23 protein-coding genes, 2 pseudogenes and 4 riboswitches are annotated in these 21,102 nt (G+C 67.7%); of the genes and pseudogenes, 8 read left to right on the top strand and 17 right to left on the bottom strand.

Annotated elements, in window-relative coordinates; translation table 11 throughout:
* Positions 1–40: 40 nt before the first annotated feature.
* Together RBB84_RS15245 and RBB84_RS15240 are read right to left on the bottom strand one after the other, a co-directional pair.
* A complete protein-coding gene (locus RBB84_RS15245; RefSeq protein WP_024101869.1) occupies positions 41–826 on the bottom strand; it encodes a class I SAM-dependent methyltransferase in 786 nt (261 codons plus the stop codon).
* A gap of 60 nt (positions 827–886) precedes the next feature.
* Positions 887–1,021, bottom strand: a complete 135-nt coding sequence (locus RBB84_RS15240) for a hypothetical protein (RefSeq protein ID WP_006552963.1) — start codon at positions 1,019–1,021, stop codon at positions 887–889.
* A gap of 126 nt (positions 1,022–1,147) precedes the next feature.
* Here RBB84_RS15240 and RBB84_RS15235 point away from each other — a divergent pair, with 126 nt between their 5' ends.
* The gene (locus RBB84_RS15235; RefSeq protein WP_019291067.1) at positions 1,148–1,948 is read left to right on the top strand and encodes an SDR family NAD(P)-dependent oxidoreductase; all 801 of its coding nucleotides are present in this window, start codon (positions 1,148–1,150) and stop codon (positions 1,946–1,948) included.
* A gap of 1 nt (position 1,949) precedes the next feature.
* Here the strand turns inward: RBB84_RS15235 and RBB84_RS15230 are convergent, their stop codons facing one another.
* Positions 1,950–2,483, bottom strand: coding sequence for a hypothetical protein (locus RBB84_RS15230; RefSeq protein WP_006552961.1), 534 nt, complete (start codon positions 2,481–2,483; stop codon positions 1,950–1,952).
* Between the two features lie 177 nt (positions 2,484–2,660).
* Here RBB84_RS15230 and RBB84_RS15225 point away from each other — a divergent pair, with 177 nt between their 5' ends.
* Positions 2,661–3,563, top strand: coding sequence for an SDR family oxidoreductase (locus tag RBB84_RS15225; protein WP_024101868.1), 903 nt, complete (start codon positions 2,661–2,663; stop codon positions 3,561–3,563).
* A gap of 70 nt (positions 3,564–3,633) precedes the next feature.
* Here RBB84_RS15225 and RBB84_RS15220 read toward each other — a convergent pair whose 3' ends face one another.
* Positions 3,634–4,350, bottom strand: a complete 717-nt coding sequence (locus RBB84_RS15220; RefSeq protein WP_064256554.1) for a polysaccharide deacetylase family protein — start codon at positions 4,348–4,350, stop codon at positions 3,634–3,636.
* Positions 4,351–4,398: 48 nt separating this feature from the next.
* Positions 4,399–4,595, top strand: a riboswitch (cobalamin riboswitch).
* Between the two features lie 55 nt (positions 4,596–4,650).
* Here RBB84_RS15220 and RBB84_RS15215 point away from each other — a divergent pair.
* Together RBB84_RS15215 and RBB84_RS15210 are read left to right on the top strand one after the other, a co-directional pair.
* Positions 4,651–4,998 (top strand): annotated as a pseudogene (locus tag RBB84_RS15215) (ABC transporter substrate-binding protein); the annotation flags it as partial.
* A 2-nt stretch (positions 4,999–5,000) separates the two neighbouring features.
* A pseudogene (locus tag RBB84_RS15210) lies at positions 5,001–5,249 on the top strand (citrate/2-methylcitrate synthase); the annotation flags it as partial.
* Between the two features lie 112 nt (positions 5,250–5,361).
* Here the strand turns inward: RBB84_RS15210 and RBB84_RS15205 are convergent.
* The 4 genes from RBB84_RS15205 to RBB84_RS15190 form a co-directional block, all read right to left on the bottom strand.
* Entirely contained in the window at positions 5,362–6,579 is a 1,218-nt protein-coding gene (locus RBB84_RS15205) for a cobalamin-independent methionine synthase II family protein (RefSeq protein ID WP_064256557.1), read from the bottom strand.
* A gap of 29 nt (positions 6,580–6,608) precedes the next feature.
* Entirely contained in the window at positions 6,609–7,097 is a 489-nt protein-coding gene (locus tag RBB84_RS15200) for a hypothetical protein (protein ID WP_064256558.1), read from the bottom strand.
* A gap of 143 nt (positions 7,098–7,240) precedes the next feature.
* Positions 7,241–7,444, bottom strand: a riboswitch (cobalamin riboswitch).
* Positions 7,445–7,670: 226 nt separating this feature from the next.
* Positions 7,671–9,185, bottom strand: coding sequence for a PepSY domain-containing protein (locus RBB84_RS15195; protein ID WP_064256559.1), 1,515 nt, complete (start codon positions 9,183–9,185; stop codon positions 7,671–7,673).
* Positions 9,186–9,493: 308 nt separating this feature from the next.
* Entirely contained in the window at positions 9,494–10,024 is a 531-nt protein-coding gene (locus RBB84_RS15190) for a hypothetical protein (protein WP_024101862.1), read from the bottom strand.
* 243 nt (positions 10,025–10,267) lie between these two features.
* Positions 10,268–10,344: riboswitch (cobalamin riboswitch) on the top strand.
* Positions 10,345–10,591: 247 nt separating this feature from the next.
* Between RBB84_RS15190 and RBB84_RS15185 the strand changes: the two genes are divergently transcribed.
* The 4 genes from RBB84_RS15185 to RBB84_RS15170 are packed head-to-tail and all read left to right on the top strand — an operon-like array spanning position 10,592 to position 14,647.
* A complete protein-coding gene (locus RBB84_RS15185; RefSeq protein WP_006552954.1) occupies positions 10,592–11,659 on the top strand; it encodes an ABC transporter substrate-binding protein in 1,068 nt (355 codons plus the stop codon).
* Between the two features lie 8 nt (positions 11,660–11,667).
* Positions 11,668–12,753: an iron ABC transporter permease gene (locus RBB84_RS15180; protein ID WP_197481858.1), complete on the top strand. Its 1,086-nt coding sequence runs from the start codon at positions 11,668–11,670 to the stop codon at positions 12,751–12,753.
* The gene (locus tag RBB84_RS15175; RefSeq protein ID WP_006552952.1) at positions 12,750–13,820 is read left to right on the top strand and encodes an iron chelate uptake ABC transporter family permease subunit; all 1,071 of its coding nucleotides are present in this window, start codon (positions 12,750–12,752) and stop codon (positions 13,818–13,820) included. Before RBB84_RS15180 ends, RBB84_RS15175 begins: the two co-directional genes overlap by 4 nt.
* Positions 13,817–14,647, top strand: a complete 831-nt coding sequence (locus tag RBB84_RS15170; protein ID WP_064256560.1) for an ABC transporter ATP-binding protein — start codon at positions 13,817–13,819, stop codon at positions 14,645–14,647. Before RBB84_RS15175 ends, RBB84_RS15170 begins: the two co-directional genes overlap by 4 nt.
* A gap of 87 nt (positions 14,648–14,734) precedes the next feature.
* On the opposite strand, the gene RBB84_RS15165 is transcribed toward RBB84_RS15170, so the two are convergent.
* From RBB84_RS15165 to RBB84_RS15125, 9 genes are all read right to left on the bottom strand, one after another.
* Positions 14,735–15,181, bottom strand: a complete 447-nt coding sequence (locus RBB84_RS15165; protein ID WP_197481859.1) for a hypothetical protein — start codon at positions 15,179–15,181, stop codon at positions 14,735–14,737.
* The gene (locus RBB84_RS15160) at positions 15,178–15,825 is read right to left on the bottom strand and encodes a (2Fe-2S)-binding protein (protein ID WP_064256561.1); all 648 of its coding nucleotides are present in this window, start codon (positions 15,823–15,825) and stop codon (positions 15,178–15,180) included. Before RBB84_RS15160 ends, RBB84_RS15165 begins: the two co-directional genes overlap by 4 nt.
* Complete coding sequence (locus RBB84_RS15155) at positions 15,818–16,093, bottom strand: hypothetical protein (protein ID WP_255025535.1); 276 nt, start codon at positions 16,091–16,093, stop codon at positions 15,818–15,820. Before RBB84_RS15155 ends, RBB84_RS15160 begins: the two co-directional genes overlap by 8 nt.
* Before the next feature lie 92 nt (positions 16,094–16,185).
* On the bottom strand, positions 16,186–16,446 hold the full coding sequence (locus tag RBB84_RS15150) for a hypothetical protein (RefSeq protein WP_064256562.1): 261 nt from the start codon (positions 16,444–16,446) through the stop codon (positions 16,186–16,188).
* Position 16,447: 1 nt separating this feature from the next.
* On the bottom strand, positions 16,448–16,807 hold the full coding sequence (locus tag RBB84_RS15145) for a hypothetical protein (protein ID WP_064256563.1): 360 nt from the start codon (positions 16,805–16,807) through the stop codon (positions 16,448–16,450).
* Between the two features lie 35 nt (positions 16,808–16,842).
* Positions 16,843–16,970, bottom strand: a riboswitch (cobalamin riboswitch).
* Positions 16,971–16,987: 17 nt separating this feature from the next.
* Positions 16,988–17,815 (bottom strand): glycosyltransferase, encoded by an 828-nt coding sequence (locus tag RBB84_RS15140; RefSeq protein WP_064256564.1) that lies wholly within the window; start codon positions 17,813–17,815, stop codon positions 16,988–16,990.
* Positions 17,812–18,804: a glycosyltransferase gene (locus RBB84_RS15135; RefSeq protein ID WP_064256565.1), complete on the bottom strand. Its 993-nt coding sequence runs from the start codon at positions 18,802–18,804 to the stop codon at positions 17,812–17,814. Before RBB84_RS15135 ends, RBB84_RS15140 begins: the two co-directional genes overlap by 4 nt.
* On the bottom strand, positions 18,801–19,880 hold the full coding sequence (locus RBB84_RS15130; protein WP_024101850.1) for a glycosyltransferase: 1,080 nt from the start codon (positions 19,878–19,880) through the stop codon (positions 18,801–18,803). The genes RBB84_RS15135 and RBB84_RS15130 overlap by 4 nt, the downstream gene beginning before the upstream one ends.
* Positions 19,877–20,947 (bottom strand): glycosyltransferase, encoded by a 1,071-nt coding sequence (locus tag RBB84_RS15125; protein WP_064256591.1) that lies wholly within the window; start codon positions 20,945–20,947, stop codon positions 19,877–19,879. The genes RBB84_RS15130 and RBB84_RS15125 overlap by 4 nt, the downstream gene beginning before the upstream one ends.
* Positions 20,948–21,102 lie beyond the last annotated feature (155 nt).

Raw genomic sequence — 21,102 nt, 5'->3', positions numbered from 1 at the left:
TCCTCCCCTTGTGGTCGTCGACTCGGCCGAACGGACGGAATCAGACCACTGTGGAAGGGTATTCCGGAACCGTTCCCCGCGCATACCAGGCGCGGGCGTCGAGCGAGAACGGTCCGGACGGAAGAGCAGCCCGGCAGGCATCACGCACTGCGACGCGGTGCCTTTCGGCCATCGAGACCAGGTGCCGACCGGCCGGTCCCACACCGAACGTGAAGGGTTCCCAGAAGTCGGAGAAATCGGCGTAATCGGCGCGCGCGGACAGGGCGCCGCCGACCACCTCGTGCAGACCCGCCCGCCGAAACCGCTCGGCGATGTCGCCTTCGCTGGTACCGGGCAGTGTCCTCTCACCCGGAGTGCCGGGCTCGACCGTTCCCACTGCGGTCCAGAAGACGCGGAGCATCGTCATCCCGCCGGCCGTGGTGTCCCACATGCACGCGGCGACGGTGCCGCCCGGACGGGTCACCCGCACCATCTCCCGCACACCCAGTTCGGGATCGTTCATGAATCCGAGAACCAACGATGCCAGGGTGACGTCGAACGTTCCGTCCGGCCACGGCAGGTTCTCGGCCACCCCGACGCGAACGTCGATCTCCGGTGCTATCTGCCGGCACGCCGCTGCGAACTGGGGAGCCGGGTCGATCGCCGCGACGTTCGCTGCGCCGACCCGGCCGACCAGTTCACGGGTCAGCCCACCCGGCCCGCAGCCCACGTCGCAGACCCGATGCCCGGCCCTCACCCCGCTCGCGTCCGCCAAGGCGGGCGCGAGCGTCGCTGCGTAACGGCCCATGAAACGGTTGTACTGTTCGGCCGGTCCGGCGAACTGCATATGCCCAACATATCGGCCCGATCGGTGGCCTCGTGGCGGTTCACATCGTCCTGATCGAGATCACTTCTCGTCGTCGTCCGAGCGCTCGACCACCTCGGGAGCGTTCTCCCGCGTTGCCATGCCGCCGTTGCGACCGTGATCGACCGGCCCCGGTGGGTCCTTGCGCACCTCGTCGTCCTTCTTCGACGTCGTCACTTCTACCTCCGTACGCTGGGCCGACTCGTGTCCGGACGGATACCCGCAGGCGTGCACGCGCACACTTCGGGGTGGCGTCGGTGCTCCGGACCGGATTGACTGGACCCAACGACACAAGGAGGCAGCATGCAGATCCGTGACAGGGTTTTCGTCGTCACCGGTGGAGGCAACGGGATCGGACGCGATGTCGTCCTCGAACTCCTCGTGCGTGGCGCGCGGGTCGCGGCGATCGACTTCCGCACCGAGGCTCTCGACGGCACCCGTGCTCTGGCGGACGCCTATGTCGACCGTCTCACCACCCACACGGTCGACGTCTCCGATCGCGCCGCCGTCGAAGCCCTGGTGACCGAGGTGACCGCAGCACACGGGCGGGTTGACGGCGTCGCCAACGTCGCAGGCATCATCCAGAAGTTCGTCCCATTCGCGGACCTGCCGTACGACGAGATGAACAAGGTGCTCGACGTCAACTACTGGGGTGTCGTGCACATGTGCAAGGCGTTCCTCCCCGAGCTGCTGAGCCGTCCCGAGGCGAGCCTGCTCAACGTGTCGAGCATGGGTGCCTTCGTGCCGGTGCCGGGCCAGTCCGTCTACGGCGCGAGCAAGGCGGCGGTCAAACTGCTCACCGAAGGTCTGTACGCCGAACTGCGCATGACGAAAGTCGCGGTGACGCTGGTGTTCCCAGGCGCCGTCCGCACCGGCATCGCCGAGAACTCCGGTGCCGCCATCCCGGGACGCAGCACTGACGCCTCCGTCAAGATCACCTCGTCCGCCGAGGCAGCCCGCAGGATCGTCGACGCGATCGAGAAGGGCACCTTCCGGGTGTGCATCGGCAAGGACGCGACGATGCTCGACCTGCTCGCCAGGCTCATGCCGCGTCGCAGCATCGAGTTCCTGGCGAAGAAGATGGGCTCGCTCGTCGAGCGCTGACCTACCGGCGACCGGTCCGCAGCGGATGCGGCCGGGGCGGGACGTCCGTCGGCGACCGGCTCAGCACGATCGGCAACCACTGCGAGGTCATCACGATCATCACCAGCCATTCGGCGACCAACGCCACGGTCGGGTGATGCGGAGCGTTCGTGATCATTCCCGCCTGCGACCAGTACGCCAACAGCCCGAAGAACGACGACAGCCCCGAGCCGAGCATCGCGAGCGACGCCAGCTTCCATCGTCGCAGCCACAATGCCAGCGTCGAGATCACCACCCCGAACACGAGGGCCAGGGCCGCGAAGATCCGCAGCGGCACCGCCACGGGTGCGGTGTCGCCGAACCAACTACCGAAGACCGTCCACGACCACGCCGACGACGTCTGCGGAAGCACCATGCACACCGTCAGGACGACGACGCAGATCGCCAGGACCCGTCCGCGGCGACCGGCGTCGAACTCCCCGGCGACCTTCTTCTCGATCCGGGCGAAGTCGTTCCGATAGGCCGACAGGTCCGCGCTCGTACCGTCCGCGCTCATGCCTCGACCTCTCCGTTCCGACACATGGGTGGCCATTATGCGCCGCACACCGATGTGACCTCGCTCATGTCGTCCACCTGCGATTATGCTCCGACACATGCGTCCGGAGCGCTGCCGGTGTGGCGCCGTGGTGCACCGGGTATCGCCCCTTACGAACCCGATCGAGGGAGGGCGAGAATGCCGGACCAGGACCAGTACCGCATGCAGCACCCGGGAGAGCAGCACCCCGTTCCGCCGCTCGAGGAGCAACCGGAGATCGCCTACCCCGGCGCGACCGCCGATCTGCTCTCCGCCCCCGACCACGGCGAGACCACGTACCGGGGGAGCGGACGACTCGAAGGTCGCCGCGCTCTGATCACCGGTGGTGATTCCGGTATCGGACGGGCGGTCGCGGTGGCCTTCGCGCGGGAGGGCGCCGACGTCGTCTTGGCCTATCTCGACGAGGAGGACGAGGACGGCAAGCGGACCGCCGAACTCGTCGAACAGGCGGGACGCCGCGCGGTGCGCATGCCCGGCGACATCAGGGAAGAGGAGTTCTGCCGGCGATTGATCGACACGACGGTGTCCGAACTCGGCGGCATCGACATCCTCGTCAACAACGCCGCCTACCAGCACCTCGAACCCGGCGGCATCGGCGACATCTCCACGGAGCAATTCGACCGCGTGATGAAGACGAACCTCTACGCCCTGTTCTGGCTGTCGAAGTACGCGGTCACCGCCATGGGGCCGGGTTCGACGATCGTCAACACCACCTCTATCCAGGCGGTGAGTCCGTCGCCGGGTCTGCTCGACTACGCAACGACGAAGGCCGGCATCGTCGACTTCACCAAGGGCCTCGCCTCCGACCTGGCGAGCAAGGGTATTCGCGTCAATGCGGTTGCCCCCGGCCCGATCTGGACGCCGCTCATTCCCGCGACGATGCCGAAAGATGCGTACGAGCAGTTCGGCAAGGACACTCCGCTCGGTCGCCCCGGCCAGCCCGCCGAACTCGCCCCGGCCTACGTCTTCCTCGCCTCCCAGGAGTCGAGCTACATCACCGGGGAGACCATCGCCGTCACCGGCGGAGTCCCGTTCACCTGAGAATCAGAGCGCGAAATGGTCATCGGAGCGCGTAACAGCGCGCATCGATGACCATTTCGCGCCCCGGAGTTCACGAGGTCTGCATGTCGAGCAATTCCGACACCGTCACGAACCGGTAGCCCTCGGCGCGCAGGCCGTCGACGATCCCGGGAATCGCCTCCAGCGACGCTGTCCGGGAGGCGTACATGACGTGCAGCAGGATGATCGAGCCGGGACGGGTCTCGTCGAGTGTGGTCTGCACGATCGTCTCGGTGTCGGACGCATCGGAATCCGGTTCGACGTCCCACATCACGGTGGTCCGGTCGTGCTGGTCGAGATAGCGGGGGAGCGCGACGAGCTTCTTGCCGTAGGGCGGGCGAAAGGTGATCTCCCCGTCGAACCCGGTCTCGCGGATCGCGGCGTCGGTGCGCTCGATCTCCTCGGCCACCGTGCCGCTGCCGACGAGCATCATCCTGCGGTGCGTCGCGGTGTGATTACCGAGTTCGTGCCCGGCCTCGACGATGGCCCGGCCCAGCTCCGGTCGTTGTTCGAGTTCCGAGCCGGTGACGTAGAAGGTGGCGGGGACGTCGGCGTCCTCGAGGGTCTGCAGGACCTGCGGGGTGAGGACGCTCGGGCCGTCGTCGAGGGTCAGCGAGACCACCTTCTCGGGTGTCTCCACCCTATGGACGAGCGCCCCGAACAGCTGGAAGGTGCGGGAGTTCGAAAGCTGGAAGATCGCGACGGCGACGACGACCAGCACCACGAGCACGGCGGATACGACGACGAGGGTTCTTCGGCGGGATACCATTCGGACATGGTGCCTCATCCGGTGTCGATGGGTGGAGGACGCCCGGTTGCGCCGTTCCGGGACCGACGCCGGGTCTTGCACTGTTCGTAGCGACGTAGGGAACAACGGTGCGAATCCGTGGCTGTCCCGCAACTGTCACCGAGGAGTGATCCCCCAACAGCATGGTCACGGCCCACAGGGGTTGGAAGGCCGGGGCGAGCGTCGATCCGGGAGCCAGGACACCTGCGTCGCCGAAGCAGGACCCACGAGGATGGACATGAACAATTCGATATCGACCGCCCGCAAGGGCGGAATTCGGCGCTGCGCGCAGCCGGCGCACTGCTAGCGGCGGCGTTGGCCGTCTCCGGTTGCTCGTCGAGTGACGACACATCCGGGACAGTCGAACAGGACACCGCGGCATCGGTCTACCCGCTCACCATCGAGAACTGCGGCAGGACGCTCACCATCGACGCGCCACCACAGCGGGCGGTGTCCCTGAATCAGGGATCCACCGAGATCCTGCGGTCGCTCGGTCTCGCCGACCGCGTGGTCGGCACCGCGACCTGAACCGATCCCGTTCGGGAGAATCTCGCCGACGAGAACGCGAAGGTTCCGCGTCTGTCCGACAACAAGCCGTCCTTCGAGGTTGTGCTCGACACGGAACCGGATAGTGGGTGCAGATGTACGACATCCTCGAGAAGACCATGGCCGAGGCCACCGGCATCGAGCCGAATCCGGACTTTCCCACCGGGCCGGCCTACCACCTGATGGGCTTCGACATCGAGGTGTTCACCCCGATCTTCGTCATGAGCCGTATCACCGGGTGGACTGCACACATCATCGCGCAAGGTGAGTCCAACGCCCTCATCCGTCCGCTGAGCGAATACACGGGGGTGCCGCAGAGGTCGATCGTGGCCTGACACCCGCTCGAACTGCATCCCGGGATATTTCCGTCACCGTCTCCTGACCCCGGGATGCCTCCGATCGGGCCCGCAGCGTTCAACGCTGCGGGCCCAATCGTTTGCGGTCATGTCATGCGATGCGCTTCGTCGCCAACTCCGCGCCTCGGACCAGGGATTCGAGCTTGGCCCACGCGATCTGAGGATGAATGCGTCCGCCGAGTCCGCAGTCGGTGGAGGCGACCACATTCTCCGCACCGACGAGATTCGCGAAACGTTCGATGCGGTCGGCTACGAGTTCGGGATGTTCGACGACGTTCGTCGCGTGGCTGATGACGCCGGGCACGATCTGCTTCCCGTCGGGAAGCTCCACGTCCTCCCACACCCGCCACTCGTGTTCGTGACGGACGTTGGCGGCCTCGAACGAGTACGACCCGGCGTCGATGTCGAGCATGGTTTCGACGAGGTACTTGAACTCGAGATCGGTGGTGTGCGGGCCGTGCCAACTGCCCCAGCACAGATGGAAGCGGATCCGGTCCTGGGGCAGACCCCGCAGGGCGTAGTTCAGCGCTTCCACCCGGATGCGGGTGAAAGCCAGGTAGTCCTCGACCGTCGGCTCGGGGTTGATCTGGTCCCAGTTCTCGGCGATGGACGGGTCGTCGATCTGCAGGATCAGACCGGCGTCGATGATCGCTTTGTACTCCTCGCGCATGGCATCCGCGCATGCCCAGATGAATTCTTCCTCGGTTGCGTAGTGCTCGTTGCCGATCCGCGAGGCGCTACCCGGTGACAAGGAAGTCATGAAACCGTTCTCGACCCCTGCGGCCGCCAGCGCGGACTTCAGATTCGCGATGTCCGACGCGATGGCGTCGTGGCCGATATAGGTGACCGGTCCGGTCGCAGTAGGGAAGAGGGGTGCCTCCTTCCCGATCGACACCCCGCTGTCGGGATCGCCGTAGGCCTCAGCGAACAGCGTCCAGTCGCGCCGGTCGGGGAAGGTGGTCAGACGCACGTTGCCGGGTGTCGACCGGATCGGTGTACTGCCGAACGGTCCTCCGTCGGTCAACTGGAGACCGGACAGGCGCTGGAACGAGTACGACCACCAGGCACCGTAATCGACGGTCGAGGACATGGCCTTGCCGTACTCGCCGTCGCCGGGAATGCAGATGCCGAGGTCGACCTGGCGCCGAACCAGCGCGGTCACCTCGTTGCCGAGCAACTGTGCGAACTCCTCGGAGGTATCGAGGCGAAAGCCGTCTGCCGCTTCTCGTCGTGCTCGGTTGGCTTCGACGAGGGCAGTGGTGCGCGGGAGACTTCCCGCATGGGTGGTGCGAATGCGAGGGGTGGACATTGTCGACGACCTTCTTCGTAGTGCGGTAGTTATCGGTTCAGTTCGGCGCGCACGGTGGCGGCAGCGGCGACGAGATTCGCCAGTGAGGCCGCGACCTCCGTCGTGCCGCGGGTCTTGAGCCCGCAGTCCGGGTTGACCCACAGTCGCTCGGCGGGCACCGCCTGCAGAGCCTTGCGCAACAGTGCTGTGATCTCGTCCTCGCTCGGGACCCGCGGCGAATGGATGTCGTACACGCCGGGGCCCACGCCGAGGTCGAATCCCGCGGCCCCGAGCATGACTGCTGTGTCGAGGACGTGGTCGTAGAACGAGAACGTTCCGACCGGGATCGAGTCCAGCCCGGCTGTGTGTTGACGTGACCACGTGTCGGCGCGCAGTTGTGCGGCAACCGATTCCAGGCCACTGCGGTCGAGGCGCCCGGCCCAGTAGGCTTCGGTGGCCTTCTTCAGTTCGCGGTTCGGTCCGATGCGTGCGGAGCCGAGCACGGTGGCGGTGAATGAGGATGCTGTCGGAGCAGACATCAGGTTTTCTCCGGTGTTCGTCGCTGGGTGGTCTACCGCCCGATGAACGCGCATCCCGATACGAGCCCCGTGTTCTCGACCTGTGGTCGAGGTGTTGCCGATCGGCGCGCGCCCATTCCACGAGGCGGCATACCGTCGGGCACGGCGTGCCCGACACGATCGGCAGGTCTTCGGACTCGCAGGCACCCATTCCCGATTCCGTCGGGATGGACCTAGTGGCCGTCGCTTCCCAGACCTGGTGGTCCAGTGCTTGGTGACGGCGGTCGTTCCTGCATACCGCTGCGGGACAGTCCCGGATTCCCACCGGGTTCCCTCTCACACCCGATACCTGTCGGCATCGGGTGCTTCGGCGCGCACACGAGGTCTTCGGGGCTCCTCACGACGACATGCGGCGAACCGATCGCAGCGCCGACTATACAAGGATCGCCTCCTTCCTCGGCGTGCGTGGGCTCGACGACGCTCTACCAAGTCCGGAATGCGTTCCTCTGTATACGAACTCGGGAGTGTGAGGATTGCCCGGTCGGCTCGGATCCGGTGGCAGGATCCGAGCCGCCGGGCCGGAGACAGCGAGACTCAGCCGGTCGCGGAGGTCCCCTCGGGGGAGTGCTCGGGCGAACGCCGGCGCCGCAGCAGACCGACCGCGACGTCGACGAGCAGGAATGCGAGCAGGCTCAGTCCCAGCAGCGGAGCGAACCACCCGACGGTCACCGCAGCAGCGACCCCCGCGACGACGGTGACCGGGTGCAGGCGTCGCCACGTCCCACGCAGCGGTGGGCGCGCCACCCGGCGCGATCCGCGGGTGGGGCGACGCTGCCACCACAGCTGGTAGCCGCGCACGATGACCGTGCCCAACGCGACCGCGAGAGCGAGCAATACCAGCTGGTTGAGCAGCCCGAACAAGATGCCCATGTGCAGGGCGATGCCCCAGGTGGTGAGCTGGGCGGCCAGCGGCCAGTCCGCGAACGTGTTGGTGGCGGTCACCGCCCCGGTGGCCGGGTCGATCGCGACCGCGTCGGTGACGAACTGCCAGGGCTGGCGGGTTTCGGTGACGGTGACGGCAGTGTGGCCGTCGGCCGGGATGCTCATCTCGACGTGTTCGGTCACTCGATGCTCGGCAGCGGCGGCAAGGACGCGGTCCAGAGCGCCGATGTTGCGATCGAGTGCGCCCGTATCGGCAATTGCGGCAGTATGGCCGTCGTGGCCGTCGTGGCCGTCGTGTCCACCGGCTGCAGGCGCGGTGTCCGAGACGCCGAGGGTGGTATCGAGCGTCGGGGTGGTCCAGCTCAACGCGGTACGCAACTCGCCCACATTCGCCCCGGCATATGTGGACCAGGTCAACCCGGTGGCCGACAGGAAGATCAAGCCGACCGCGATCCACAGGCCGGTGGTGCCGTGCCAGCCGAGGGTGCGGTTGCGGCCCCGCGCGCCGCGGTCGAAGGTCAGCAGTCGCGCCGACTGCCGGGTGCGGGTGCGCTGGGTGCGGTAGCGCTGCACCCACAGGTACACCCCGCCCAGAGCGATGACCCACAACCAGGAGGCGGCCAGTTCGCTGTAGATCCGGCCGGGCTCACCCAGATGCAGGTGCCGGTGCAGCTGGGAAATCCAGGTGCGTACCGGCAGCGCGCTGCTACTGCCGTAGACCACCGACTGACCGGTCGACGAGGCGGTCGCGGGATCGATGAACACGGCAGTGCGCTCGGATTCACCGAGGGACGGATCGGTGAACAGCACCCGGGTGGTCTCACCGACCTCGGATGCGGGGCGTACCGCTGAGACGGTCAGGTCCGGGCGTAGCTGCTGGGCGGCGCGGACCTGCTCGGCGACCGGCAGTGCCGGACCGGTGGAATCGACGTGCAGCAGGTCGCGGTAGAGCACCTGTTCGAGGGTCGGGGCGATCGCGTAGAGGCCCCCGCTGATCGTCGCGATCAGCAGGAACGGGGCCACCAGGATCCCGGCGTAGAAGTGCAGCCGCATGATCAGCGGCCGCATGCTGCGCGGCGGTGAAGAATCCTGCGCCGCAGCCCGGGCGGGCTCGGCGGCGGAATTGTCCGCGGCGATGGTGCCGCGGTCGAGTTCGGGAACGGACATGAGTGTGTCTCGATTCGGCTGTCGTGAGGTGCTCACCGTGTGCGCGTTTTTCGGCGGTGTCCGTGCAGGAGCACGGGCACCGCTGGAGATGCGGTCGGTGAGGCGACCGTCAGGAAAGGCGGGCATCGAGGGGACTTGGCAGATCGAATCCGGTCGATGCCGCTGAGGGCACGCACGCCATACACTCGGCATCCCAGCACGGGGCGAAGGCAGGACGGCGGAAGAAGAATGTCGGACCCACCCGTCGGCGATCGCGTGCTCTCCCGCGCCGGGGACGGCGCAGCAGGCGGATCGGGTAGGGAGGCCGACTACGCCGCGGTCGGCGGTCCGCGGGTACCGGCGGCGGCGCCGGCCAGCAACCACAACGACAGCGTCGCCCGATAGAGCGGGGTCGCCGACCAGACCACGGTCTGCGCAGGCGGGACAGAAACGAGCACCAGCATCACGCGGGTGAACGCCCCCAACACGTGCAGGCACGCACCTTCGACGGCGCGCACCGCAGCGGCGGAGACCGCAACAGCGGCAAGGTGGGCGGCGATCATCGCGGGCGACAGTTCCAGCCCGTGCGCGTGGTCGTCGACCACCGAGAGGGTGGTGTGCCCGACCACCTGTCCGGCAGTCAGTGCCGCGAGGAGAAACACCCAGTTCCGATCGCGCACGGTGACGGCGGCGACCGCGGCACCGACGCCGGCGCACGCCGCCAGCAGCAACACCACCGCCGACTGGCTCGGCGGCATCCCGCCACCGGCCACACCATGGGCGGCGATACTCACCGCCCCCGACACCGACCCCACGGCAGCACCGCGCACCTGCGCAAGCACCGGCATCCGTGAGTCCACCCCGCGAGGATAGCGTTGATTCCCCTCGGGTCTCTTCTCCGGTGCCGGGACAGGGCCGGGCGATGACGTCGGTCTCCCGCACAGCGGTGGTACCGGCGTCGAACAGGACACAACCGCTACGCCGTTCGAATGGCGTTGCGCCACCACCGACCTGCACCGCCCCCGGCTCCTACTTCGGCCGAGCCGGGAATTCGGGCATGGTCGGCTCCTGCTAGCCTCAGTTCGTCCATCACGATGGGATCCGAGGAAGCCGGTGTGAATCCGGCGCGGTACCGCCACTGTGAGCGGCGCTTCGACAAGCGTCTGCGAGCCAGATACTCACCCCATTCGTACCTTTCAGCATCGGGGCGGCCTACCCCGAGAAAGGCTGCGCGAAGCCGTGCACCCATCTCTCTCCCATTCTGTCTCCGCTGTACCTCCTCGGCGTCCGGATCCTGTCGAAGGGCGCGCCATCGCGATCGCCCACGCACCGGGAATCAGTGATCAGGTCGCTGCGACCCGCACCTTCCATGCCTTGATCCGGCCCGAGTGCCGATTCCCCCAGCGCATCGAAAGGACGGCCGTCGCATGACTCCGCTGAACCGTCGGACGCTGAGCGTCGCCGCCGCATGTCTGACGCTGATCAGCGCGAGCGCATGTGGCGCAGACGAGGAGAACGCCGCGTCGGCCGACTCCATGACCGTCGAGAACTGCGGGATCGACGTCACCGTGGAAGCGCCACCGGAACGCGTGTATGCCGCCTACCAGCCGGCCATCGAGATTGCGCATGCGCTGGGCATCAGCGACCGCCTGATCGAGACCGCCTTCCTCGATGCTCAGGTGTTGCCCGAGTACGCAGATGCCCAGGAGCAGGTGCCGTACGTCGAGAAGCTCCCCAGTCGTGAGGCGCTTCTGGCCACCGGGCCCGACTTCATCCTGTCGGGGTACAACAACGTGTTCACCGAGGACGGCGCCGGCGACGAGAGCTTCGGCACGCGGGCGAGTCTGACCCGGCTCGGCATACAGAGCTGGATCCTCAGCCCGCTGTGCCCCAGCGCGGACGGACTGTCGGACGAGGCGATCGACCCCGCCACCGTGAGCGTCGAGACGATCTATGACGACCTGCGCGACCTCGGGGCCCTGTTCGACGTCGAGGAGCGCGCCGAGGAGGTCATTGCCGATCAACAGCAGCGCATCGCGGCGGTCGACCAGGTGCTGGCCGGGGCGGACCGCCCGAGCGTCGCGATCGTCCTACTCGATGAGGGCGGTGGCATCCGCGTCGCCGGTGGCATCGACTTCGGTACCCGGATCATCGCGCAGGCCGGGGGCGTGAACGCCTTCGCCGACCTCGTCGAGCGACGCCACGTCGCGATCGACCTCGAAGAGCTGATCCGTCGCGACCCCGATGTCATCTTGACCAGCACCTGCTGCGACGCCTCCTATACCCGCCAGGACGGCGCCGAGGAGGCGCAGACGATCGTGCAGAACCCGGCGCTCGCGGGCCTGTCGGCGGTGCAGAACGGTGCCGTGCATCCCTTCCTGTTCGCTGACCGCGCCGCCGGAGTCCGCATCGCCCATGCAATCGAGCTGCTGGCTTCGCTGCTGCACCCCGACCTGGCCATCCAGGACGAGACCGGACAAGACGGGGGCGAGTGAGGTAGGCGGTGACGACGGCGGCAACGACCCCGGAGCGGTCTGCGGACGGTCCGGCCCCGGCTGCCGGCGCGCCTGTCGTGCGTTCCGGCCTGCTGAGCGGCAACCGTACTCGCCTACTCGGGCTCGCGGTGGCCACGGCTGTTCTGGTGGCCGTGACCCTCGGCTCGGTCCTGCTCGGCACCCTGCCGGTCGGCCTCTCCGACGTGGTCGGGGCCGTTACAGGTTCGGCGGACAGTGACGTCGAGCGTGCGGTGCGATATATCCGCATCCCGCGGACCGTGACCGGATTGCTGGCCGGGATGGCGCTCGGCCTCGCCGGCGTGGTGATGCAAGGTCTGACCCGCAACCCCTTGGCGGGACCCGGACTGTTGGGCATCAACGCCGGCGCGGCGCTGGCGGTGGTTTCGGCGATGGTCGGTCTCGGCATCACGAGCGCTGCCGGTTATGTGTGGTTCGCCTTCGCAGGAGCTGCGGTGGCCGCCGTCTTCGTCTACATGCTCGGCTCGCTCGGTCCGGGTGGTGCCACGCCGGTGAAGCTCGCTCTGGCCGGGTCGGCGTTGACCGCGCTCCTGGGCGCGGTCACCACGATGATCACCCTCCAGGACGCCTCCACGATGGAGGACTTCCGCTATTGGGTCGTGGGATCGTTGACCCGTTCGGACAGTGACGCTTTGGCCGCGGTAGCGCCGTTCATCGCCGTCGGTGTCGTCCTGGCTGTTGGCCTGACCCGCGCGTTGAATGCTCTGGCTCTGGGTGAGGATCTCGCCCGCAGCCTCGGTGCCCGTGTGTGGGTCGACCGCATCGCGGGGGCTCTCGCTGTGGTTCTGCTTGCGGGTGGCGCCACCGCTATCGCAGGTCCGGTCGGGTTCATCGGGCTCGTGGTACCCCACATCGCACGGATGATCACGGGCTCGGACTACCGCTGGGTGCTCGCCTGGACCATCGTGCTCGCGCCCATGCTGCTGCTGATCGCCGACATCCTCGGACGACTCCTGGTCCAACCCGAACAGCTGCAGGTCGGGATCATCACCGGCCTGGTCGGCGCCCCGTTCTTCCTCTACCTGGTCCGCAACCGCAAGGTGGTCGGCACATGAGTTCGCCGGTGCGCCGCGGTCCAACCCGCGACACGCTCCTGGTGGCCCCGCGAGGTACCCCGGTCTCCTTTCGGATCAGTCGCTCCTCGGTGCTGCTCACCGTCCTCGCCGGCGTGGCCGCCGTTGCGGTCGCCACGGCTTCCTTGGTCCTCGGGGTGTACCCGATCTCGGTTTCCGACGCCGTCACCATCGTGGGAGGCGGAGGCACCCTCATCGAGCGCGAGGTCGTGCTGGGCGACCGCCTGCCCCGGGCACTGACCGGGCTCGGTGTCGGCGCGGCTTTTGCGCTCTCGGGGGCCATATTGCAGCGCATCGCCGCCAATCCGCTCGTCAGCCCCGACATCATCGGCATCAATTCCGGGGCGGCGATGGGCGCATTGACCGTGCTGCTTGTCGTGGGGGGCAGCGGTCTGCAGCTCGTGTTCGGTGCGCTGGCCGGCGCGGTCCTCGCTGCGCTGATGATCGTGCTCATCGCTTACCGGCGCGGTCTGCACGGCTTCCGGCTGGTGCTGGTCGGGATCGGTGTCGCGGCGATGCTTTCCTCCGCTATCTCCTATCTGCTCACCCGTTCCGACATCCACCGAGCCATGAGTGCCGCTGCCTGGCTGACCGGCAGCCTGGCCAATCGGAGCGGGCTGCACGTGACCATCATTGTCATCGCGCTGGCGGCGACGGTCCCGGTCCTGATCGTGGAGTCGCGGCACCTGCGGCTGCTCGAGCTCGGCGACGATCTCACCCGCACCCTGACCGGAGCCGGTCAAGGCCGCAAGGTGTTGTTGCTGCTGATTGCAGTGGTCCTCGCCGCGATGGCGACCGCAGCTGCCGGACCCATCGGTTTCGTCGCGCTGGTGGCGCCGCAGATCACTCGCCGCATCCTCGCCGAGCGGCAGATCGGCCTTGCGCCCTCTGCCGCCGTCGGCGCCCTTCTGGTGGTCGGCGCCGATCTGGCGGGCCGTTCGATCTTCGCGCCGTCGGAGATGCCCGTCGGAGTCCTCACGGCGATCCTCGGAGCGCCGGTCCTGCTCTATCTCCTCGCCCGCGCCCACCGCATCGGAGCCGCCGGATGACACCACAGCCAGCACACGCGATCCGGTCGGTCTCGTTGACGACCGAGCAGCTCAGCCTGGGCTACGGATCCTCGCTGATCGTCGACCAGGTGAGCACGAGCCTGCCTGCCGGCCGTATCACGGCGATCGTCGGACCCAACGGGTGCGGCAAGTCGACGCTGTTGCGGGGCCTGGCCCGCCTGTTGTCGCCGCAGCACGGCCGAGTCCTTCTGGACGGTACCGAGCTCACCGAGATGCCGGCGCGCACACTGGCCCGCGCCCTCGGTCTGCTGCCGCAGCAGCCCCTTGCCCCGGACGGCATCACCGTCGCCGATCTCGTCGGCCGGGGCCGGCATCCCCATCAACGGTGGTTCCGACAGTGGAGTGCCGAAGACGAGCGGGCGGTGGCTGCCGCACTGGCGGCGACCGCCGTCGACCAGCTGGCCGAGAGCCCGATCGAAGAACTGTCCGGTGGCCAACGCCAACGCGTGTGGATCGCGCTGGCGTTGGCCCAGGATCCCGACATCATGCTGCTCGACGAGCCCACGACCTTCCTCGACCTGGCCCATCAGATCGAGGTGCTCGATCTGCTCGCTTCCCTCAACCACCGGCTCGGACGCACCATCGTGCTGGTGTTGCACGATCTCAACATGGCCAGTCGCTATGCCCATCACCTTGTGGCGATGCGAGCGGGGACGCTGGTGACCGCCGGACCGCCCAGCGAAGTCATCACTTCCGAGATGGTGCGCGACGTCTTCGGTGTGGAGGCCACCGTGATCACCGATCCCGTCGCAGGCACACCGCTGGTCCTGCCCCACCGGTCGGTCGACATCGAGGCCGCCCGGTGACCGGGCGCGTTCTGCCTTCGCGGACGGACCGCTCCGCGCCGGACCTCGGTCGGCGCCCGGCTTCACACTCATGTGTGCCGGAAGCCCCTACCTGTGCGATCGCGTGGATCGGGTTCCAGCCCCAGAAATTCCGCGGATGCGGTCCCACGCCTCGAGGTGCTCCCAGACCGGTTCCTCCGTCAGTCGCTGGGTGTTGGTGAGAAACGGGGTGGGCAGCATGATCGTGAGCATCTGCTCGTCCCGGCCGTTGAACATGCGCAGACCCCAGGAGGTGACGGTGTCGTCCCTGCCGATCCTGCGGTACAACTCGGCGCGACTGCAGCGGCGGATCCGGCCGAGTTCCGGCCCACTCGCGGTGTGTTCGCCGATGCAGAGAGGGAAGTGCCACCGACCGAAGTCGACGGTGACGTACCCGTCGTACATCCCGATCTTCTTCGGTGCGTTCGGGGCCGCGACCTCCAGTGCCGAGCCTTCGATGAGCAGACCGAACCACATGTCGTTCCAATAGTTCTCGGGATCGAACACGACTGTCACGGCATCTCCTTCGAGCGGTCGTCCGGCGGGGTGGGGAAGATGCAGTCGCCGCAGACCCCGCCGGTGGGTGTGCGGTAGTAAAGACAGCAACTACGGCGACGGCCGGTCGCCGGGTCCACAGTGTCCGCCAGACGCGGATCGGACAGAAGGTCATCGACGAGAGGCTGTGCATCGGAACCGATCAGCCGCCCAGCGCCGATCAGGGCGGATGCCGTGTTGCCCCACAACAGGCCGGCCGCGACCACGTCGCGCCACGCATGGACGAGAGGTTCGATCTGCCGGTCGAGGACTTCCACCACGATGTCGTCGCCGAATCCGGGTTCGGTGATGTGCAGGTGCAGCCCGGCGTCGTTGCGCCACAGGAGTTGCTCGGGATCGAGCCGAATGCACCGTCCGGAATCGACGACGGAACCCATCGCCACCGACCACACGCGTGCGACGTATCCGAAGAAGAGGGTCGATGCCGCCACGCGCGGTTCGGCGGTCCCCATTCGCGCGGCGATATCGGCCACCAGAGCGTCGCGGGTCGCGGGGTCGGCCAGATCTGCGGTGGGACGCCATCTGTCGTCGGCAGGTCCGGTACTCACGCGGAAGTACGGGCTCCATACGGCGATTCGCTCGAGAACCCCGATCGCATCAGACACGGCTGTCCTCCGCTTCCAGGTCGAACACCATCCTACGAGGATCGAACCGCATGCGTCCGCGATCGAACGCCGCTCCGATACGGCCGGATTCGGCGAGAGCAGCGGGAGTGTCGCATGTCAGTGTGCGATCTGCTTCGAGCAGCCACATCCGGTCGGACACCCGTAGTGCGAGTTCGAGTTCGTGGGTGGACATGACGACCGCCAGATTCTGCTCGCGCGCCAGGCGTCCGAGCACGTCGACGAGCTCACCCCGTCGAGCAACGTTCACCTTCGAAGCGATCTCCGTGACCGTCCTGCCACGGAAGGCACGACGACGGGCGTGGCCGATGGTCGGATCGCGTAGTTCCACGCCGGTGGAGGTCACAGTGCCGCTCCCGGTGTTCCACGCCGTGAACGAATCAGGACGGCGATGACCACGGGCGCCTCCACGATGGCCGTGACGGCATTGAGGGGGAACACGGTGGCCCTGAGCGCCGCGGCGATCACCACACCGGCGCGGCCGAGTCCGGCCAGCCCCGCGGTGAACCCGCCGACGCCGCCACCCACGAGCCAGGTCGGGGCGTCGGCCGCCTGCGCGACCACGGCTTCGAAATCGAGGGGAAGGGAACCGGTGGTCGTCACGTCAATCGATGCGCCCGATCACGGCGGCGTCGGAGACGTACGAACCGTTCGAGACGCCGGTGAGCGCATCGAGTTCGTCGAGTTCGATCACCAGTGGCAGGTGGGTGGTCGAGCCGGTGTACAGCCTCGTGATCGGCACGTGGATCTGCTGGGCCGTGGCCAGCTCGCCCGTCAGTTCCGGGGCAGGCGCACCACACTTGACCAGCACGTACGACTCGGACTTCGCGCCTGTGAAGTCGGTGATGCACTCGTCCGAGGCGTCGTTCTCGGTGTCGGAACCCGCCGTCGAACATCCGGCGAGCAGAAGGCTCGAGGAGGTCAACGCGACAAGGAGCTTCGGGAAGGCTGCGCGTACACGCATGGCGATTACACCCTCTCTCGGGGAAGTCCGCCCCGGGCAAGGAGGTACGGCGACGTGAGTATCTGGCTCCCGGAGATCGCTCTACCGGTCACAGTGGCGGGACCGCGCCGGAATCACACCGACTTCCTCGTGCGTCGTCGCAATGACGGTGCCGAAATTAGCACACGGAACGAAAAGTCTTCACGGGCCGGTCGTCCGCACCTTCGTCCACCGCTGCGCGTCGGGGTCGAAGGAGACGAGTCCCGTCCGCTCGAACTCGTCGAGCCACCCCCGCATCGGCCACCACCCCCAACGCTGGTGGAACAGCGCGGCATTGGTGAGGATGTCGTCGAGATGCTCGACCGGCGGGCTCGACACCGGGTGGTACTGGTGGAAGGCGTGGGCGCCGCCGACCCAGGCCATCGGGACTCCGGCACGGGCGGCCTTCTGTCCGAAATCGGTGTCCTCGCCGCCGTATCCGCTGTATGCGGTGCAGAACCCGCCGATGCGGTCCCACACGAGCGACCGGGACGCGAACGACAGCGACCAGAACAATTCGTGTCTATCGTCCAGCACGATCTCACCCGAGGAGGGGAACGGACGGGCCGGATGCGGATCGATCGCGTCGCCCAGCCGGTCGAGGTCGTAGCCGTCGGCGCCCGGTTCGGACAGATAGGTGACCGGACCGTTGAGCAGCGCAGCCGGGTGCCGGCCGGCCGCCTCGGCGTACCGTTCGATCAGGTCGGGAGCCGGAATGCAGTCGACGTCGAGGAAGACGAGCAGATCCGACGACGCCGTCCGCGCGCCCAGATTCCGTGCCTCTCCGACCGGCAGTTTCGCGGAGTCGACGTCCATCTCCACCACTCGCGCCGACGAGCCGGCCGTGGCGACGACCTCCGTGACCTCCGGGTCACCCATCGCGACAACGATGTGCTCGTCGGGTGTCCGGGTGCTGCGTGCGAGGCCGTCGAGTTGGCGTCGCAGATGCGTGCCGCGACCCGCGGCGACCGTGACGACCGAGACGGTCACGATCGCTCCGCCAGGTCGTCCAGGATCGCCGCCGCGCGCGCCGCGGCACCGTCGACCTGCCAGCGTTTCCATTCGACGGGGTCGAGGCCGCGTGCTCGCTCGATCAGTTCGGGCCAGCGGTTCGGGTCGGGCCACCCGTCGAGACCCACCGCCAGTTCGGCCTTCTCCAAAGCAGTTGCGGTGGAACGCTGTTCGTCGAACGGACGGGGTTCGGCGATCACGACCGCAGGTCGCGCGGCGGCCGCGATGTCGGCGACGGTGTTCTGGCCCGCATGCCCGATCACGACGTCGGCGCCGGTGAGGACGGGCCACGGATCGTCGATCCACGGGCCACCCGCGACACCGAGACCCTCCCACTCGTATTGAGGGTAGCGCGACGAGAACCGGTGCAGATCGTCGACGGTGATCGACGATCCGCCGCTGCCGCTCATGACGAGGACCCTCGGCTTCTCACCGGCTGTGCGGGTGGGGGACGGGCGTCCGTCGAAACGGCTGATCCCGCCGACGTACGAGGTGGCGTACGAGCGCAGCCAGTGCGGATCGTAGACGTCCTGCGACCACGGTGCGATGAGATGGTCGGCGACGCGGTAGGCCAGCGTGTGGGCGGTATCGGTGCGCTCGCCCGGCATCGCGAGCACCACGACGGGGATCCCGTACAAGCGGGCGAGGAGCGTCACCTCCACCGACACATCCACTACCAGCAGGCTCGGGCGGGTCGCGGCGATCCACGACCCCAGCGCGTGCATGCGTTCGCGGAGACCGTCGTCGTGGGTGGGAACCCAGTGGAGGACGTCGTGGGCCGTCGTGTCCTGCGCGGTGTCGACGGCGAGGTCGTCGCGGGGGAGCAGCACGACGTCGTCGAAGGCGTCGGCGGCAGTGCCGAGCGGCGCCGACGACAATGCCGTCACCGGCGTCCGCAGATCCGCGCAGATGCTGCTCGCGCGGGTGCGGTGTCCGTGCCCGTGGTGATGGATGTAGTAGCCGATCATGCCGCTCCCGCGAGTTCCCGATACAGCGAGACGTAGGCATCGACCATCGTGCGTTCCGAACAACGCTCCTCCGCGCGGGCTCGGGCGGAGGCACGGGACAGACCGACAGCGCGGGGTACCGCCTCGGCCAGGCCGTTGATGTCGTCCGGCGCGACCAGGCATCCGCTGCTCTCGTCGACGACCTCCGGGATGCCGCCGCGCGCGAAGGCCACCACGGGTGTCCCGCATGCCAGGGACTCGGCGACGACGAGCCCGTACGGTTCGTCCCATTGCGGCGTGATGAGTGCTGCTGCCGAACGTCCCACCGCGGCAGCGAGATCCGGCTGGGAAAGATGACCGAGATAGATCACGTCGGGACCCAGGAACGGTTCGACGTGTTCCGCGAAGTACCCCCGGTTGCTGATCGGGCCCGCGATCCGCAGCCGGTAACCGACCCGGCGCGCGGCCTCGATCGCGAGATGCGCGCCCTTCTCCGGCACGAGGCGGCCGAACCAGATCAGATCCTCACCTCCCGAACCGACCGGCCACGCTCCGAGATCGACACCGTTGGGCACGACCGCCACCGGACCGGGCGTGACGTGTTCCCAGGCCGTCGCGGTGTGCCGGCTGACCGCGACGAACGTGCCCGGGCACCCACCCGGAGTCGCCATCGCCGACTCGAGCCACGGCGTCGGCGGCGTGTGCAGCGTGCAGAGCAGCGGGGTATGCAACATGCGGGCCATCGCTATCGGCAGGTAGTGCAGGCTGTGGTTGTGCACGACGTCGAAGGCATCGGCGGACGGTCCGGCGAGATCGAGCATCAGCGACAGGTAGGCGTGGTGGTCGCCGAGGAAGCCGTTCGCCGGGGGCATCGACACGTCGCTGCGTGCGAGTTCGCTGACCTCGAAGGACGGCACCTCGAGGAACGAGGCCGGAAGTTCCGGATCGGATCCGGGTGCGGCGAAGAGCGTCACCTCGTGGCCGTCCTTGCCGAGCGCGTGGGCGAGATGCCACACGTGCGCTTCGAGTCCGCCGGCGAAGGGCTGGCGGATCGGATATCTGTTCGACGCGATGAGTGCGATGCGCAACGGCGTCATGATCTGCTCCGGCTGCTCATCGCGCGCAGGTAGATATCGCGATGGGCGCGGGCCAGCGCGCGACGTTCGTCCATACGTTGCGACCAGTCGGCTCGCGGAAGATCCCTGCTCTCGTACAGTTCTCGCACGCAACGATCGAGCGAGTCGGCGTCGAAGGTGTCCTCGTCGTAGGTGTACACCCCGCACCGACGCTGCTCGCCGTAGAAGCCGCAACTCGGCGCGATCACAGCGGTGCCGAGGTCGAAACACGCCTCGAGCCAACCCGAATGGGTTCCGAAACGGTAGGGCAGCACCGACACCGACAGATCCGAGAGGTACTGCCACAGTTCGTCGTCGGAGAAGTACGGATGCATCCGCACGTCCACCTGGGGTTGCTCGCCGTACTGCAGGATGCGGGAACCGGCTTCCGGGTTGTACCAGTACGCATTGTCGGGATCGAAGATCTCGTCGTGCACGTTGATCTGCAACACCGCATCGGGTAGCGAGCGCACGGTCTCGGCCAGCGTGTCGAGCACCGGGAACAGATCCATGTTCGCGCGCAGGCTCTTCGCGTGGACTCCCACGACGAACGGACTTTCGTCGCGACGCGGTCGCTCGAGCCAGTGCTGGTCGACGACGTGCGGATGCGGCAGGACCGTCGCCTCCCGGCCCCAGCGCAGACGGATCCGCTCGGCGGCGCCCGGCGTGAGGGTGATCAGTTCGTCCGCGGCCGGAATCAGCACGTCGAGTTGCTTGTGGTGCTCACCGGGGGTGGGATGGTGCGGGTTCCGCAGGTCGTGCACCGTGTACACGAGAGGCTTGTCGTGCTCGGCGAGTTCGGCGACGACGTCCTGCAGCTGCTCCGCGCCGATCGCGTCGAATCCGAAATGGATGTGGAAGACGTCGAATTCCTCGTGGTGGTCGCTCACCCAGCCCGGTTCGAGCATCAACGGCGGCCACCAGCCCCCGGGAACCTTGCGGCCGTCGGCGGGAACCGGATCCGTCAACCGGATCACGTCGTCGCCCTCCGGGCAGGCGAGGTGCCGGACGTAGACGTGCGACGCAGGCACCGACGCGACTCGAATCACCACAACCGACCCTCTTCTCCCTCGCGCGACATTCGCCGTACACACCGAAAGGCCGGGAACGCCGTCCCCGGCCATCGTCCGGTGCCCTGCGGCTACCCCCGCGGGACGGCCTTCACACGTCCCTGCCCGACTCGTCCGGTCTTCACTAGGGTGGC

The organism is Rhodococcus sp. D-6, from assembly GCF_040256695.1.
In the GTDB taxonomy this organism is placed as follows: Bacteria; Actinomycetota; Actinomycetes; order Mycobacteriales; family Mycobacteriaceae; genus Rhodococcus; species Rhodococcus pyridinivorans.
This window is presented reverse-complemented; position numbering and strand designations above follow the sequence as displayed.

Bases quoted from the DNA above. Each gene is read 5' to 3' on its own strand.
- RBB84_RS15245 (WP_024101869.1), bottom strand. From the start codon at position 826: ATGCAGTTCGCCGGACCGGCCGAACAGTACAACCGTTTCATGGGCCGT.
- RBB84_RS15235 (WP_019291067.1), top strand. From the start codon at position 1,148: ATGCAGATCCGTGACAGGGTTTTCGTCGTCACCGGTGGAGGCAACGGG.
- RBB84_RS15230 (WP_006552961.1), bottom strand. From the start codon at position 2,483: ATGAGCGCGGACGGTACGAGCGCGGACCTGTCGGCCTATCGGAACGAC.
- RBB84_RS15225 (WP_024101868.1), top strand. From the start codon at position 2,661: ATGCCGGACCAGGACCAGTACCGCATGCAGCACCCGGGAGAGCAGCAC.
- RBB84_RS15220 (WP_064256554.1), bottom strand. From the start codon at position 4,350: ATGGTATCCCGCCGAAGAACCCTCGTCGTCGTATCCGCCGTGCTCGTG.
- RBB84_RS15205 (WP_064256557.1), bottom strand. From the start codon at position 6,579: ATGTCCACCCCTCGCATTCGCACCACCCATGCGGGAAGTCTCCCGCGC.
- RBB84_RS15200 (WP_064256558.1), bottom strand. From the start codon at position 7,097: ATGTCTGCTCCGACAGCATCCTCATTCACCGCCACCGTGCTCGGCTCC.
- RBB84_RS15195 (WP_064256559.1), bottom strand. From the start codon at position 9,185: ATGTCCGTTCCCGAACTCGACCGCGGCACCATCGCCGCGGACAATTCC.
- RBB84_RS15185 (WP_006552954.1), top strand. From the start codon at position 10,592: ATGACTCCGCTGAACCGTCGGACGCTGAGCGTCGCCGCCGCATGTCTG.
- RBB84_RS15175 (WP_006552952.1), top strand. From the start codon at position 12,750: ATGAGTTCGCCGGTGCGCCGCGGTCCAACCCGCGACACGCTCCTGGTG.
- RBB84_RS15170 (WP_064256560.1), top strand. From the start codon at position 13,817: ATGACACCACAGCCAGCACACGCGATCCGGTCGGTCTCGTTGACGACC.
- RBB84_RS15145 (WP_064256563.1), bottom strand. From the start codon at position 16,807: ATGCGTGTACGCGCAGCCTTCCCGAAGCTCCTTGTCGCGTTGACCTCC.
- RBB84_RS15135 (WP_064256565.1), bottom strand. From the start codon at position 18,804: ATGATCGGCTACTACATCCATCACCACGGGCACGGACACCGCACCCGC.
- RBB84_RS15130 (WP_024101850.1), bottom strand. From the start codon at position 19,880: ATGACGCCGTTGCGCATCGCACTCATCGCGTCGAACAGATATCCGATC.